Annotated in this window: 15 protein-coding genes; 10 read left to right on the forward strand and 5 right to left on the reverse strand. The window is 68.1% G+C overall.

Going from position 1 to position 14,840, the window contains the following annotated elements; translation table 11 throughout:
• Positions 1-3: 3 nt before the first annotated feature.
• The 3 genes from ACIBQ1_RS47990 to ACIBQ1_RS48000 all read right to left on the reverse strand — a co-directional run bounded on the left by ACIBQ1_RS47990 (position 4) and on the right by ACIBQ1_RS48000 (position 2,817).
• A complete protein-coding gene (locus ACIBQ1_RS47990; protein WP_397288229.1) occupies positions 4-846 on the reverse strand; it encodes a DivIVA domain-containing protein in 843 nt (280 codons plus the stop codon).
• Positions 843-1,976, reverse strand: coding sequence for a globin domain-containing protein (locus ACIBQ1_RS47995; RefSeq protein WP_397288231.1), 1,134 nt, complete (start codon positions 1,974-1,976; stop codon positions 843-845). Before ACIBQ1_RS47995 ends, ACIBQ1_RS47990 begins: the two co-directional genes overlap by 4 nt.
• A gap of 316 nt (positions 1,977-2,292) precedes the next feature.
• Entirely contained in the window at positions 2,293-2,817 is a 525-nt protein-coding gene (locus ACIBQ1_RS48000; RefSeq protein ID WP_397288233.1) for an SRPBCC domain-containing protein, read from the reverse strand.
• A gap of 96 nt (positions 2,818-2,913) precedes the next feature.
• Here ACIBQ1_RS48000 and ACIBQ1_RS48005 point away from each other — a divergent pair, with 96 nt between their 5' ends.
• The 8 genes from ACIBQ1_RS48005 (at position 2,914) to ACIBQ1_RS48040 (ending at position 10,652) form a co-directional block, all read left to right on the forward strand.
• The gene (locus ACIBQ1_RS48005; RefSeq protein WP_397288235.1) at positions 2,914-3,867 is read left to right on the forward strand and encodes a LysR family transcriptional regulator; all 954 of its coding nucleotides are present in this window, start codon (positions 2,914-2,916) and stop codon (positions 3,865-3,867) included.
• 203 nt (positions 3,868-4,070) lie between these two features.
• Entirely contained in the window at positions 4,071-4,958 is an 888-nt protein-coding gene (locus ACIBQ1_RS48010) for a DNA-3-methyladenine glycosylase family protein (RefSeq protein WP_397288237.1), read from the forward strand.
• 66 nt (positions 4,959-5,024) lie between these two features.
• Complete coding sequence (locus ACIBQ1_RS48015) at positions 5,025-5,549, forward strand: EXLDI protein (protein ID WP_397288239.1); 525 nt, start codon at positions 5,025-5,027, stop codon at positions 5,547-5,549.
• A gap of 93 nt (positions 5,550-5,642) precedes the next feature.
• Positions 5,643-6,599, forward strand: a complete 957-nt coding sequence (locus ACIBQ1_RS48020) for an ATP-binding cassette domain-containing protein (protein WP_397288241.1) — start codon at positions 5,643-5,645, stop codon at positions 6,597-6,599.
• Entirely contained in the window at positions 6,596-7,393 is a 798-nt protein-coding gene (locus ACIBQ1_RS48025) for an ABC transporter permease (RefSeq protein WP_397288243.1), read from the forward strand. The genes ACIBQ1_RS48020 and ACIBQ1_RS48025 overlap by 4 nt, the downstream gene beginning before the upstream one ends.
• A gap of 113 nt (positions 7,394-7,506) precedes the next feature.
• Complete coding sequence (locus ACIBQ1_RS48030) at positions 7,507-7,968, forward strand: hypothetical protein (protein WP_397288244.1); 462 nt, start codon at positions 7,507-7,509, stop codon at positions 7,966-7,968.
• Positions 7,969-8,220: 252 nt separating this feature from the next.
• Positions 8,221-9,372 carry an FxsB family cyclophane-forming radical SAM/SPASM peptide maturase gene (locus ACIBQ1_RS48035; RefSeq protein WP_397288246.1) on the forward strand — a complete coding sequence of 384 codons (1,152 nt, stop codon included), beginning with the start codon at positions 8,221-8,223 and terminating at the stop codon, positions 9,370-9,372.
• Positions 9,369-10,652 carry an MFS transporter gene (locus tag ACIBQ1_RS48040; protein ID WP_397288248.1) on the forward strand — a complete coding sequence of 428 codons (1,284 nt, stop codon included), beginning with the start codon at positions 9,369-9,371 and terminating at the stop codon, positions 10,650-10,652. The genes ACIBQ1_RS48035 and ACIBQ1_RS48040 overlap by 4 nt, the downstream gene beginning before the upstream one ends.
• Before the next feature lie 75 nt (positions 10,653-10,727).
• Here ACIBQ1_RS48040 and ACIBQ1_RS48045 read toward each other — a convergent pair whose 3' ends face one another.
• Positions 10,728-13,592, reverse strand: a complete 2,865-nt coding sequence (locus tag ACIBQ1_RS48045) for an AfsR/SARP family transcriptional regulator (RefSeq protein WP_397288250.1) — start codon at positions 13,590-13,592, stop codon at positions 10,728-10,730.
• A 182-nt stretch (positions 13,593-13,774) separates the two neighbouring features.
• Between ACIBQ1_RS48045 and ACIBQ1_RS48050 the strand changes: the two genes are divergently transcribed.
• Complete coding sequence (locus ACIBQ1_RS48050) at positions 13,775-13,978, forward strand: alpha/beta fold hydrolase (protein WP_397288252.1); 204 nt, start codon at positions 13,775-13,777, stop codon at positions 13,976-13,978.
• Complete coding sequence (locus ACIBQ1_RS48055) at positions 13,975-14,133, forward strand: hypothetical protein (protein ID WP_397288254.1); 159 nt, start codon at positions 13,975-13,977, stop codon at positions 14,131-14,133. Before ACIBQ1_RS48050 ends, ACIBQ1_RS48055 begins: the two co-directional genes overlap by 4 nt.
• 138 nt (positions 14,134-14,271) lie before the next feature.
• Here ACIBQ1_RS48055 and ACIBQ1_RS48060 read toward each other — a convergent pair whose 3' ends face one another.
• Positions 14,272-14,835 (reverse strand): TetR family transcriptional regulator, encoded by a 564-nt coding sequence (locus tag ACIBQ1_RS48060; protein ID WP_397288256.1) that lies wholly within the window; start codon positions 14,833-14,835, stop codon positions 14,272-14,274.
• Positions 14,836-14,840 lie beyond the last annotated feature (5 nt).

The following is a 14,840-nucleotide window of genomic DNA, read 5'->3' on the forward strand; positions in this document are numbered from 1 at the left end:
GGCTCACTCAGGCAACCGCCCGGTGTCCGGCGGACCGCCGATCTCCTCGGCCGTCTCCCACTCGTCCAGGTTCATCAGCAGCAGCTCGAAGTAGTCCCGCAACTTGCCGCGATACTGCTGGCTGGCGGCCCGCAGCCGGGCGGCCTCCCGCTCCCAGGTCTCCTCCTCCGGAGTCGCCTGCTCCGGCCCCGCCTTGCTCAGGATCTCGCCCCTGCGATAGCGGGCGTCCTCGATGAGCTCCCTGGCGTACCGCTGGGCGTCCTGGATGTACTGGTCAGCGGTCTGCTGGGCCTGTGACAGCAGGCTCGCCGCGTAGACGTGCGCCTCCTGCATGCGGCTGGCCACCGTCTGCGACTCCACGTGCCCCGCCTGCTCCACCCGCGACAGCCCGGTCTCCCGACGCGCGGGCGTCGTGGCGTCGGCCTCGGCACGCGGCGCGGGCGTCGGCTGTTGCTGCTGGGCGGGTACGGCGATGGCGGAGGAGTCGGAGACGTACTCGCGCAGCAGGGCGACCTCGGCCAGGAGCGCCTTCTTCTCCTGCGTGAGCAGGGTCAGCTCTTCCTCGACCCGGTCGAGGAGGTTGTTGACCTGGTGTTCGTCGAGCCCGCGGCGGCCCAGCGGGGCACGGCGGAAGACGACGGCCCGCAGTTGCGCGGGCGTGAGCCGCTCGGGCGAGCGGCTGCTCGCCGAGGCCGCCGCCTGCGGCTCGTCCCACTGCGGCTCCTCCCAGGAGGCATCGGTCTCGCCGCCGGGCTCGGACCAGCGGGCCACCGCGCCGCCCTCGTCACCGTCGTTGTCCGGCCGGCTGGAGTACGTGGCATGGAACTGCTCGACCGGGTCATTCATACAGCGAACCTCTGTGACGGAACGGCCTCACTCGCGAACCTCTCCAGGCGAATGCGGTTGTCGCTGAACCCATTTCCGCGCAGGACCTCGACCGTGCCGTCGACCATGGCGGGCGGTCCGCAGACATAGGCGTCGTACGCGTCCCACCGGCCGTATCCGGCGATCACCTCGCTGACCGTCCCTGAGGCGGCGAGATCCTGGTCGTGTGTTTCGGAAAGAGCGGCCCTGACGCTGAGCCAGGAATATTTCGCGGCCCAGGTGCGCAGGGTTTCGAAATCGTAGAGCCCGTCGGGTTCGCGCGCGCCGACGAACACCGAGACCCACGGCGGCACCGGCAATCGGGTCACGTGCTCGAGAATCGCCTTGATGGGCGCGAACCCCGTGCCGCCGGCGACCAGCAGAATGTTCCGTCCGGTGTCGGGATTGAGCGTGAGCGTGCCGACCGGCGCGCCAAGTCGTATGGTGTCGCCTTCCTGAATGTCGCAGACCAGGGATCTGCTCACGGCCCCGTCGGCTTTCACGTGGAATTCGATGGTGTTGTCCTGCCGGGGCACGTTGGCCATCGAGTAGTACCGCCACTGATTCGGCCACTGCGGCACCTCGACCGGCGCCGACTGCCCGGGAACATAGGCGAACGGCGCGTCGACCAGCAATCGCAGCACCGCCGTGTCGACGGCCCTGCGCTCATGGCTGATCACCTCGGCGGACCAGCGCGCGGGCCTTTTGGTGGCGTCCTGTTCGGCCCCGTCGACCAGCACGCGGGAAAGCGCGCCCAGGAATTCCCGCCATTCCCGGTCGAGCCCGTCGTCCCATGCGTTGCCGGAAAAGCGCTGCATCGTGCTGACCACGCTGGCGCTCCACTGCACGTAATGTTCGTTCGCCACGCCCAGCTTCCGGTGGCTGCGCGCGAGGTGGTGCAGATAAGGCGTGATCTCGTGCAGGCCCCCCGCGTGCTCCACCGCGAACCCGAGCGCCCCCATGAGCCGATCGCGCTGGTTCCGCATGTTGACCGGAAACATTTCCCGGTATCCCGGGACGCGCAGGAACAGATCCGAGAATAAATAGAGCGGCACGCTGTCCCCATATTTGGCGACCAGCTCGAAGTTGTCTCTGAGTCGCGTGAAACTCAACAAGTCCCCCCGTGCGCAAGCATCGGGAAATACGTGCCTGACCAAGTCTAGACACGTCAAGTCAGAATGTCCATTAATCGCCGGGCATAACCCAGACCCGCCCGGCGCGGCCCCGTACCGGCGAGCGCCGCGCGCACCCTCCTGAGCTGCCACGACAATCGCCACCCGGCCCGATCGACGCCCGCTCGCGGCAGGCAGGCCCACGCGGGCGGGCGACGTCCGGAACCACCGGACGACCGGGCCGACCCGATCGCTGATCCCGGTGCCCAGAACGCTCACGGTGAGGTTGCCGGCCAGGGCACGGCTACCTGTCTCGTTATGCCCTGGTGGCTGTCGCGGCGCGGACCAGGCCGTCCAGCCAGGCCTGGTGGCCGTTGAGCATGGGGTTCGGCCTCTGCGCGGCCAGTTCGGCGGCCGGCCGGCCAATCTGGGTCTCCTGGGTGAGGATCCGCACCCGGCCGCCGGGCAGGTCCTCCACCAGCCAGGCGTGCAGGACGTCGAGCTGCTCCTCGGGCCTGCCGCCCTGCGCGGCGGTCCAGGACAGGCGACCGGGAAAGCCCTCCCCCGGCGGCTGGAATTCGACGACCTGGGCGTCGAGGGGCGGGAAGCCGAAGGTGCCGAACCTGAAGCGCACGCCCTCACCCAGCTCGGGGCCGCCACCCTGGGGGAAGCTGATGTCGGCGACATTGTCGTAGTACGACTCCCAGGTGGAGGTGTCGACGAGGTAGCGCCAGACGCCGGCGGCGCTCGGGCCCTTGACGATCACCTCGTTGGACACGAAGTTGTCGCCGGTGCCCGGCAGGTAACGCTCGGGCCAGTTGATCGCGTTCTGGGTGGTCATCGCGGATTTTCCTTTCACAGGGCGGACGGCGCCGCCACCTGGGCAACTCCCCCTACGCTAGACACCTAAGCCATCGGAGAACCAATAGGAGGATCGATGACCGACATCGACATCCCAATGGAAGACGCCGGCCGGGCGCGGGCTCCGTCCCACGTCGATCTGAACCTGCTGCGTACCTTCCTGGCCGTCTACCGCGCCGGATCGTTCACCTCCGCGGCGCCCTTGCTCGGGCTCTCCCAGCCGACGGTGACGGCCCAGATCCGCACGCTGGAGCAGCAGACGGGACGTGAGTTGTTCACCCGGCTCCCCCGCGGCGTGGAGCCCACCCAACCGGCCCACGAACTGGCCACCCAGGTCTCGGACCCCCTCGACGCCCTCGCCTCCTTCGAAGGCCGCAGCGGCCTGCTCTCCGGGCACACCGCTCCCGTGCACCTGGCCGGCCCCTCCGAGCTGCTCTGCGTCCGGGTCCTGCCCGCACTGGCGCCGCTCGTCGCCGAGGGCGTGCGACTGCGCGTCGCGACGGGGCTGACCGAGCCGCTGATCGAGGAACTACGCGCGGGCCGCCACGACCTGGTGATCGCGACCAGGCGCCCCCGAGGCCGCACGCCGGCCTCGGTCCCGCTGGCAGACGAGGAGTACGTACTCGTCGCCGCGCCCGACTGGGCGCGGCGCGTCCAGACGCACCCGGCCGCGGCAGCCGATCCCTGCACCGCGCTCCGCGACGTCCCTCTCATCACCTACGCCGAGGACCTGCCCATCGTGCGCCGCTACTGGCGCCAGGTCTTCGGCAAGCAGCTCTCCGCCGCCGCCGCGGTCACCGTGCCGAACCTGTACGCGGTCCTGTCGGCGGTCAACGCGGGCGCCGGCTACAGCGTGCTGCCCCGCTCGCTGTGCGAGGAGTACCTGGCCTCCGGCAGGCTCACCCTGCTCCACGACCCGGCCGAGCCGCCGCTCAACACGCTCTTCCTGGTCCAGCGGCCGGGCGCCGACGCCAACCCGCACGTCGTCCGGGTCCGCGACCGGCTCCAGCACGCCGGGCGCACCTGGTAGCCCGGCGCGTACGAGCGGCCCCCTTTCCGGAACGCGACGAGTCGATGCTTGACGAGCACCGCGATGGCGGCAGTTGCCCTGCCGGCGGCCGGTTGCGGCGGGCCAGGGCAGGACGGGGCGGCGAGGAGCCGGACCTCATGACCGGATGATCGAGCCGGGGGCCGTCGGCGCCGGCCCTTGCCGGCGGCCCCTACCATACGCGCATGACCACGCACGGATTCACGCTCACCGCCGAGGGCCCGTTCGACTTCGACGCGTCGCTGCGCTTCATCGAGGACTGGCCGGCCACCAGCGCGCTGCCCTCCGACGGGCGGGCGATGCGCTTCGCCTACTGCGCCGAATCCGACTGGCTGCCGATCGGCGTCACGGTGACGGGCGCGCCGGGCGGGGTCGCCGTGGCCACGACGCGGCCCGCCGGGCCGAGGATCCGGGGCGAGGTGGCGCGGATCCTGTCGCTCGACGTCGACGGCGCCGGCTTCGCCAAGCTCGGCGAGGCCGACCCGATGCTCGGCGAGTTGCAGCGCCGCAGCCCCGGCCTGCGTCCGGTGTGCTTCTGGAGTCCGTGGGAGGCCGCGTGCTGGGCGGTGATCGTGCAGCGTTCGTCGATGCTCGTCGCCTCGCGGATCAAGCAGCGCATCGCGGACCGGTACGGCGCGAAGGTCACCGTCGACGGGCAGGCGCACTCGGCCTTCCCCCCGCCGGTGTCGCTGCTGGAGGCCGGGGGCCTCGGGCTGCCGGCGCAGAAGGAGGAGTGGCTGCGCGGCCTGGCGCAGGCGGCGCTCGACGGCGTGCTCACCAGCGAGCACCTGCGCTCCCTCGACCCGCGGGAAGCCCTGGCCGAGCTGCGCGCGCTGCCCGGCGTGGGGCCGTTCTCCGCCGGCCTGATCCTGATCCGCGGCGCGGGCGCGCCGGACGCGTTCCCCGGCGACGAGCCGCGCCTGTTCGCGATCCTGCGCGAGGCGTACGGGCTGCCGGAGGACGCGCCGCCGAGCGCGTACCGGAAGCTGGCCGAGGCCTGGCGGCCCTACCGGTCCTGGGCCTCCTTCCTCTTCAGGGCCACCTCTTACGGGGTCTTCGACGACCGGGACTGACCTTCCCCGTTGCCAACTCGCTCCCGTATACGTAAACTCATACGTATACGGGATGAGGATGAGACGATGCCGAACAAAACGATCTACGTGTCGGACGAGGATCTGCCGATCTTCCAGCGGGCACAGGAGCTCGCCGGCGGCAAACTGTCGGCCGCCATCAGCGCGGCGCTGCGGCGCTACGTCGAGATGGAGGAGGGCCGCCAGGAGGGCTACGAAGAAATCATCGTGCAGGTCGGCCAGGGCGCCGGGCGCAAGCAGCGCTTCTCCGGCGTGCTGCTCGGCGAGTGGGGCCGCACCAGCCGCAGCGGGCAGGTGGAGATGTTCCGGGTCTACCGGTCGCGCAAGGGCAGGTTCGTCCTGCACGTCGACCGCTCGCCCGACTGGGTGAGCGGCTCGGAGTCCGACGACTGGGTGACCACCTGGCGCGGCTACCTCGGCCTCGGCGAGACGCGGTGGGGCTTCGTGCAGGGCGCGGCCACGCTGGAGGTCGTCGGCACGGTCGAGGAGCTGCGCGGCAAGATCCCCGACGAGTTCTACGACCTGATCGCCGACGTGGCCGAGCGGCCCGCCGTCGAGGATCTCGACATCTAGAACCCGCCGATGAAAGCGGGCGGGCGACCGTCCGCCATCCCGTCATGCTCATAAATCATGGTTAATCCCCCAATAAAGAGGAGAAATCCAGCGATGCCTCCCGCCATCCATGCCGAGGGCCTGGTCAAGAAGTACGGCGACGTCGTCGCCCTCAACGGGATGGACCTGTCCGTCCCCGAGGGCACGGTGTTCGGCCTGCTCGGCCCCAACGGCGCGGGCAAGACCACGACGGTGCGGATCCTGACCACCCTGGTGAGACCGGACGCGGGCCGCGCCACCGTCGCCGGCCTGGACGTCGTCGCGCAGGCCGACCGGCTGCGCTCGCACATCGGCGCGTCCGGCCAGTACGCGGCGGTCGACGACCACATGACCGGCGCCGAGAACCTGGAGATGGTCGGCCGCCTCTACCACCTGGGCGCCAGGCGCAGCAAGCAGCGCGCCCGTGAGCTGCTGGAGCGCTTCGACCTGACCGGCGCGGCCGACCGCCCGGTGCGGGGCTACTCCGGCGGCATGCGGCGCCGGCTCGACCTGGCCGGCGCGCTGGTGGCCGACCCGCCCGTGCTCTTCCTCGACGAACCCACCACCGGCCTGGACCCCCGGGCCCGCGTCAGCCTGTGGGACATCATCTCCGAGCTCGTCGCGGGCGGCACCACCGTGCTGCTGACCACCCAGTACCTGGAGGAGGCCGACCGCCTCGCCGACCGGATCGCGGTGGTCGACCACGGCCACGTGATCGCGCTCGGCACCGCCGACGAGCTGAAGGACCAGGTCGGCGGCGACCGGATCGAGCTGACCGTGGCCGGCGCCGGCGACCTGGTGGCCGCGCGGCGCGCCCTGGCGCCCTTCGGGGAGGTACGGATCGACCCCGCCGCGCTGCACGTGACGGTCCCGATCACCGGCGGCACCACCGCGCTCACCACCGCGCTCGGCCTGCTGGCCGCCGAGCGCGTCACCGTCCGCGACGCCGGGCTGCGCCGCCCGACCCTGGACGACGTCTTCCTCACCCTCACCGGCCACGCGGCCGCCGCCGAGAAGGAGCCCGCCCGATGAACGCCCTCCAGATCGCGCTCGCCGACGGCATGACGATCACCAAGCGCAACGCACTCAAGATCAGACGCGCCCCGGACCTGTTCGGCGGCGTGATCATCCTGCCGATCGTGTTCGTGCTGCTGTTCGCGTACGTCTTCGGCAGCATGATCGAGCTGCCGGGCATGTCGTACCGCGAGTACATGATTCCGGGCATCTTCGTCCAGACCATCGTCACCAGCGCGCAGATCACCGGCTACACCCTCACCCAGGACCTGCAGAAGGGCATCTTCGACCGGTTCCGCACGCTGCCGATGGCGCCCTCGGCGGTGCTGGTCGGCCAGACCATCTGCGACGCGCTCATGAACGTGACCACCATCGTCGTGATGGCGCTCGTGGGGCTGGCCGTCGGCTGGCGCATCCACACCTCGCCGATCGAGGCCGTCCTGGGCTTCCTGCTGCTGCTGTTCTTCGCCTACGCCTTCTCCTGGGTGACGGCGACGGTGGCGCTGGCCCTGCGCACCCCCGAGGTGTTCAACAACATCGCCACCATCGTGTCGATGCCGCTGGTCTTCCTGTCCAACGCCTTCGTCGACAGCAGCCGGCTGCCGGGGCCGCTGCGGCCCATCGCCGAATGGAACCCCGTCTCCACCGTCGTGCAGGCCGCTCGCGAGCTGTTCGGCAACGCCGCCGCGACGCGCCCCCAGGCGTGGCCGCTCCAGCACGCGGTGACGGTGTCGCTGCTCTGGGCGGTGCTGATCCTGGTGGTGTTCGCCCCGCTCGCCACACGCCTGTACAAGAGGGCGGTCAGCCAGTGACGCGGTGCGGGGGCCCGGTCGATCCGGCTCCCGCACCGGGGTCTGTCTGGAGCGAAACCGCCGAAGTCCTGGTCGACCTGCGGGAACGCCGTCTTGACGATCGGAGCACTACGATGAGCGCCGCCGACGTCATCACCGACGTTGCCGCCGCCGACCTGTCGCGCGCAACCGGAGCAGGGCTGGACCTGTACGAGTACCAGTGCGTCACCAGCGAGCTGACCGACCTGGGCCAATGGGGCGAAACCTTCATGCGCGGAGCACACGGGCACATGGTCCGCGCCGGACAGGCGGCCACGACGATCTCAGCAGGCGAGCGCTTTCAGATGGCGGCGCGCTGGATTCCACGAAACTCCCAGTCGCCGCCGAACGCCGTGGAGATCGCATCCTCCGAGACGCTGGGCTGCGCGCCGTACTCCTCGGGGATCGGCACGGGACCGGCGACGACGTGGTTGCACAGGGTGCCGAAGCCTTCCACGCCCACCTCAACCACGTCGCCCACCTCGGCCGATATCTGGGTGCCGAGAAGGTCAGCCGACATTTACGGAAACAATGGTTATGGCGAGCTGATGGCCTGATTATGGCGTTGTTTGCCACAGTTGGAAACGCGATTCACCGCACCAACTGAAGGGAAGTCTGATCATGGAAACCCAGCTCACCGCACTCGAAGCCGTCATCGCCGAAATGGCCGACTCCGCTTCTGAAGGCTGGTTCAACAGCTCCCTCTAGAAAACCCAGATAGACAAGCGAGTTGAATGGGGCGTGCAATGGAGTCACCGGTGTCCTCCCCTAGGCGAAGGGAAGCCGCCGAATGGCCGGACTCTCTGGACATGGAAGCTCTGCGAAGAGCGGGATGGCAGCCGCTGCCGTTCACGCAGTTCGTGATCAAGATTCACAGCAGATGCAATCTTGCGTGCGACTACTGCTACATGTACGAGATGGCTGACCAGAGCTGGTCTTCCCGTGACAAGGTGATGACCCCGGCAACCATGAAGGCGACGATCGATCGGATCGCCGAGCACGCCCGAGCTCACGGGCTCCCCTCCGTGAATGTGGTTCTCCACGGAGGGGAGCCTCTGCTCGCGGGCGCCTCACGGATCAAGGGGTTCGTCGCCGGTCTGCGCGACGCGCTGGAGCCGGATGCGCAGGTCGAGGTGGGCATGCAGACCAATGGGACCCTGATCGACGAGGATTTCCTGGCTGTCGCGGCTGCGTGGCGCATCGGGCTCAGCGTCAGCCTCGACGGGGCCGAACAGGACAACGACCGGCACCGGCGTTACGCGGGAGGGCGCGGCTCCTACGAGACGGTGGCCCGGGGGCTGGCCCTCCTTGGCTCCGCACTCCACCGGCCGCTGTTCCGCGGGTTGCTGTGCACGATCGACTTGGACAACGACCCGATCGCGACTTACGAGGAATTGCTCAGGTGGCGACCGCCCGCCGTCGACTTCCTGCTGCCGCACGGCACCTGGTCGAGCCCTCCTCCGAAGCGTACGGCCGACGAGGGTGACACGCCGTATGCGGACTGGCTCCTGGAGATCTTCGAGCGGTGGTACACGGCACCGAACAGACAGACGCGGGTGCGGCTGTTTGAGAGCGTCATCCGCATGGCGCTGGGCGGGCACAGCCTGACGGAGGCCATCGGGCTGCAGCCCGCACGCCTGCTGGTCATCGAGACCGACGGCTCCATCGAGCAGGTCGACTCGCTGAAGGCCGCCTTCGACGGCGCGCCCGACACCGGGCTCAACGTACGCGACCACCCGTTCGACCGCGCGCTGGACCACCCCTCGGTGGCGGTCCGGCAGATAGGGCTCGAGGCGCTCAGCGAGCAGTGCAGGGCGTGCTCCCTGAGCAGCATCTGTGGCGGTGGTCTCTATCCGCACCGCTATCGCGAGGGGCGCGGATTTCTCAACCCGTCGGTCTACTGCCCCGACTTGATGAAGCTGATCAGTCACATTGTTGGACGTGTCAAGGCCGACACGTGAGCTGGCGGCGTGACTTCTGGCTGCTGTTCGCGGGATCAGGCCTGGCCACTGTGGCCACACGAGCGAGCGTGGCAGCCTATCCGCTGCTCGTCTTGCTCCTGACCGGCTCGCCCCTGCTGGCGGGGTGGGTGCGCTTCGCTTCGATGGCACCCCACCTGATCTTCACGCTTCCGTTCGGCGTACTGGTGGACAGGTACGATCGGCGGCGGCTATTGGTCATCTCCCAGCTCGGCAGAGCGGCGGCGATCGGTGTGTTTGTCGTGGTGGTCGCCACGGAGGGTCCATGGTTGCCGGTGCTGTGGGCAACGGTAGCGGTCGAGGGAACATTGACTGTCCTTCATCAGCGCGCGCTCGATCCAGCGATCGCTGAGATCGTCCCGAAGGAGCATGTCACTTGGGCGGTGTCGAGAAACGAGGGGGTGCAGACGGGTGCCACGCTGGTTGGCCAGCCTGCGGGCGGTTTCCTGCTCGGTTTGGGCCATGCCTTCCCGTTCGTGGTGGGGCTGGCCGCCCAGGTGGTCGCAGCGGCGACCATCCTCAGCGCCCGTCGGCCTGCGCTTGAGATAGCGAAGCCAGGGGTGGGCGTTCACGATCAGTCCGAAGCGCACGGGCATACGAACGTCACGATTGCCGAGCACGTAGCCGTCCAGAGTGCGAGCACCGGCCGCATGCGTGGTGTCCGTAGCGCCGTCCAAGACATGGCCGAGGGTGCGCGCTGGATCTGGCGTGATGCCTTTCTCAGGCTGGCGGTTACTGTCTTCACCTCCACAAACCTGCTGTGGCAGATGCTCAGCATCCTGATCATCGTGCTGGCCACATCAGCAAGGGCATCGCCCGCCGCCGTCGGTCTGATTCTCGGAGCCACGGGGGTAGGCGGTGTCGTGGGCACCATGGTCGCCCCACAAGTGCTCCGGCACATCGGCCCGGTCACCGTGCTGAGGCTGGGCTGCTGGCTCTGGCTCGGTGCGATCGCGATCATCGCGTTCGCCACGGGTCCGCCCATGCTGGCCGCGGGATGGGGATGCGTCGGCCTGATCGCAGGAGTTCTCGACGTCGCGACCATGACCTACATGATCTCCTTCACACCGCAGGAACTGATGGGGAGGGCCACGAGTGTTCCGGCGACGCTGGCGTCGGGGCTGAGCCCACTCAGCGCCTTGGCCGGGGGGTACCTGCTGGAGTTGTGGGGGCCAGCCCCCGTGCTGATAGTTGCCGCCGTCGCGATGGGCGGGATCGCGTTGCTCGCCACGCTGGCCCGCGTGCCTTCACAGGCCAGGTGACTCCTCACTCACCCGCGCCCACGGTCACCGGCGATGAGTGGCAGGCGGCGCCTTTCAGCAGCTGTGTCGATCAAGTCACGCTTCGGACCCTTGCTCGGTGCGAGTGATATCGATCATCCGACGTGCACGCGCCGGCCAGGTTGGATGTCCGTGCTTGTCCATGAGGTCGTAGCAGCGCATGAAATATTCTGCCGCTACTTGTCGCTGACCGCGTTCGAGAACGAGTTCACCAAGGGAAAAGGCGGATAGTGCCTCGCCGTAGACATCGCCGGCCCTTGCGGACAGGAGCGACAGCTGGTGGAGCGCGTCTATGGCGTCGGCGTATCTGCCGGCGGCATGGTAAAACTCACCCAACCGCCGCAGCACGTAGCGTTCGCCTGGACCCCAACCCAGGACTTGGGTGGCGTCGAGGGCTTCCCTATAACGAGCGACCGCTCCTTGAAAGTCATGTTCACGAAAACAGATGATTCCAGTGACCAGGATGCGTAGCAATCGCATGGCGGGCTCCCGGTACTGCTGGTCTTTGGCAAGCAGTAATGCCTGCCGGAAGATGCGGACAACCTCCTGGTGATCCGGCGGACGCGCTCCACATATGGCGATCAAGCTGTCGACCAGATCGCCGATGCCGTCCGTAGACTTGAATCGCGAGAGGATTTTCCGGATGTCGATCTCTGTCTGATGTTCGGGTTGCTCTTCCAGGAGATCACACGCAGCCAGTCCGGTGAGTGCGTAGGCAGCCGAATGAGGGTCGTCTCCGTGCGCGAAGTGGTTGAACCCGGCTTGGAACATGGTCCGCGCTTGATGGAAGCGTCCGCAGTCCAGCTCGATATCGGCCAGAGCGAGGTACATGAGCATTGCCGTATCCTGATCGGGCGCCCGCTGGATCACGCTCTGCAGGAGATCTTCGGCGTCTGTCTGGAAACCATTGGTGACAAGGAGCGGAGCAAGGCGAAGGGCGAGCTCCGCCGCAGCTTCCGGAGCCGCGACCTGAATAGCGGTCAAGAGCGTCTCCCGCTCTGCCGACAACCATTCAACGCCACCGTGGGAACATCCCTTGGAATGCGACTGCGCCATCAGGGGAACCATCGGCGGTGGATATTTAGGACCCGCGACACGTACTCGCTCCAGCGACTCGTCGACAAACCGTTGCATCGCCAGGTCGCGTTGCTCCGATGAATCTTCGGCTTGCGCCCGCTCGTACGCGAATTTCCGCAGGAGATCGTGCATGCGGTAACGTAAATGGCCGCTCTGATCTAATTCGCCCGCGCTCAACAGTCCAGCGGCAACGAGCGCCTCCATCGACGCGTCCGCCTCGCGCGGGGATGCATCCAGCAACGCCGTCACGATCCACTCCGCGGTGCTGTCGATCCCGGCGAGGCCGATCAGGCGGAAAGCGCGGCGAGGAAGATCCGGCAAAAGCCGATAGCTCACGGCGAAGGTTTTACGGATGTCCAACTCGCCCAAAGCCAGTTCATCCAGAGGATGCCCGCCGGTTAACCGTGTGGCCAGTTCCCGGAGCGGCCAGGTCGGCCTCGTGGCGAGTCTGGCCCCGGCCACCCTGATGGCCAAGGGCAGTCGCCCGCAGGCCAGTACTATCGCTCGCGCTGCATCAGGTTCGGCCTGGACCCGCTCCTCCCCAGCGATCCGTTCCAGCAGTGACCGGCCCGCCATCTCGGAGGGCACGCCGAGCGAGATGCGAGTGGCGCCTGCCAGAGTTGAGAGCGGACCTCGACTGGTCACCATCACGGTGCTACGCGGCGTACCAGGTAGCAGGCAACGAACCTGCCCTTCGTGCTCGGCGTCATCGAGGACCACGAGCATGGCTCGATCGGCCAGCAGCGATCGATACAGCGCCGCTCTGCCTTCCACGGAGTCAGGGATGTCCGATCCTGATTTCTGCAGCGAACGCAGCGCGTCAGCGAGAAGAGCAAGGGGTTCGCGTACGGTGTCACCAGTTCTGAGACTGAGGTAGAGCTGACCATCGTGAAAGTCGTCGCGAAGCTTGTGGGCAGCGTGAACGGCCAGGGTGCTCTTGCCAACCCCCGGAGGTCCGGTCAGTACGGCGATAGCCGGCGCTGTATGCTCGGCCGCCGGGCGCAGCACCGTGGTCACCTGACGGAGTTCTTCGGCTCTGCCCACGAAGTCTGCTATGTCCGGGGGAAGCTGGCAGACCGGGCGCCACGTTTCGGGCTTTGTAACAGTCACGGTGCCGTTCAGGATGTCAGCGTGGAGCTGCTGAAGCTGATTGGTCGGCTCGATGCCCAACTGGTCGACGAGCGCCGCACGTACATGCCGGTAAGCAGCCAGGGCTTCATCACGTTGCCCGGTTTGTGAAAGAGCGAGCATGAGTAGACGCCACGCACGTTCGCTCAGTGCATGCTCAGCCACGAAGCCGCGTAGGTCTTCGATCACCTCTGCGGGCCGGCCCAGGCTGAGCTTCGCCTCGGCCCAGCTCAGCCATATGGCTGAGCGCCGTTCTTCCACTTGTGTCGCGCGGGCGAGCGCAGGACCCGCGAGTTCGGTGCCTTCGGCCAGCGTTCCCCGCCATAGCGAGAGTGCTCTTTCGTATTGGTGGACGGCCCCCCAGACGTTGCCCTGGTCGTGCTCGGCCTGCGCCAGCCGTGCAGCCTGCTCGAAGGCGAGCAGGTCCACCTCCTCGAGGGTCGCCTCAAAGAGGTATCCCTTTCCTCTGGTGAGAAGCCGGGTACCCGGTGGGAGCGCTCGACGTAACTGCGCGATGTAGGACTGCAGGTTAGGAACGGCCGAGTTGGGAGGGGTCTCCCACAACGCCTCCAGCAGCCGTTGTTTGGGGACCAGCGTGTTTGCATAAAGGAGCAAGCTAGCCAGCACGGCGCGCTGCTTTCCGTTCAACGACGCTTCTCGCCCATCTGACCAGCGCACTTCCACCGGACCGAGGATCATGAAAGTCGCTTCGCTCAAGTCCTACCCCACCTGTGCTGACTCCATGGTGCCTGTTGGCGTCGAAGCCCATTGTCGAGCACCAGCACACTCGCGGTCGAGGGGGGAATGGGTGTAGCTCGTCTTGAGTTAGGGCTCTCCTCTGAAACGGACGGGCTGTCCATGGGCCGCCGTTCAGCCGTGGGTTGACGGTGCTGACTCCTATGATTCGCGTCAGCGTTCGCGTCGCTTGCAGGGGCGTTGGCGCCGCGGTGGCAGGTGATCGCGGGCTCGATCAGCGCGGTCACGGAGAATCCGACCGCGCCACCAGTTACGAGCGAAACGACTACATAGCCGATGTCGTCGCCTTCCACCGGCATCTGGGGGTCGGTCCGGTGCCGGTGCTGGGTCACTCACTGGGCGGGTGAACGCCTACCAGTTCGCCACCCGGCACCCGGATAAGGTCAGCAGGTTGATCGTGGAGGACATCGGCGCGGTCGTCGACTGCGACTGGTCGTTCACCACGCGCCCCCACCTGCACACCTTCGCCAACGGACTCGAACGCGACCACGCCGCTTCTTGAAGCGGCTCATGTTCGGGCGGGCCAACTACGACCTGTGACGCGCCGCCGGGCACTCAGAGCGCGGTGCCCCGGCATTCAGAGCGCGATGGCCTGGCATGCAGAGCGCGGTGCCCCGGCGCTCAGGGCACGCCCTGGAGCTCAGGGCGCGATGCCCTGGCGCAGCAGCGCCCACACGCGTGCGGCGGTGTCGCGCCGGGCGGGCGCCGAGATCTTGGCCAGGACCCCGGCGAGCATGCCGATGACCAGCACCAGGTCGTCGGCCGTGACGTCCGCGCGGACGGTTCCCGCGCGCCGGGCGTCGCCGAGCACGCCCGCCAGCACCCTCGACACCCGATCGCGCAGGTCGAGGATGCGGGGGTCCGGCTCGGCCGGCGGCGTGGCGGTGACCATGTCGATGAACGCGGTCGAGGCGATGGTCTGCTCGGTCAGCAGCGCCAGCAGGTCGTCGAGCGTGGTGCCGGGCCGGGCCGCCAGCGCCTCCAGCTCCGTGACGCCGTCCTCGAACACGGCCATCGCCAGGCTGATCCGGTCGGGGAAGTGCCGGTAGAGGCTGCCCTGCCCGACCCCGGCCGCGCGGGCGACCGTGCTCAGCGGCGCGTTGTACCCGGCGCTGGCGAACACCTCCCGGGCGGCCGCGACCAGCGCCGCCCGGTTTTCCGCCGCGGCGCTCGGACCTCTGTTCGATCGACGTGACTCGGGCACAGCGG

Source organism: Nonomuraea sp. NPDC050153 (genome assembly GCF_044460125.1).
In the GTDB taxonomy this organism is placed as follows: domain Bacteria; phylum Actinomycetota; class Actinomycetes; order Streptosporangiales; family Streptosporangiaceae; genus Nonomuraea.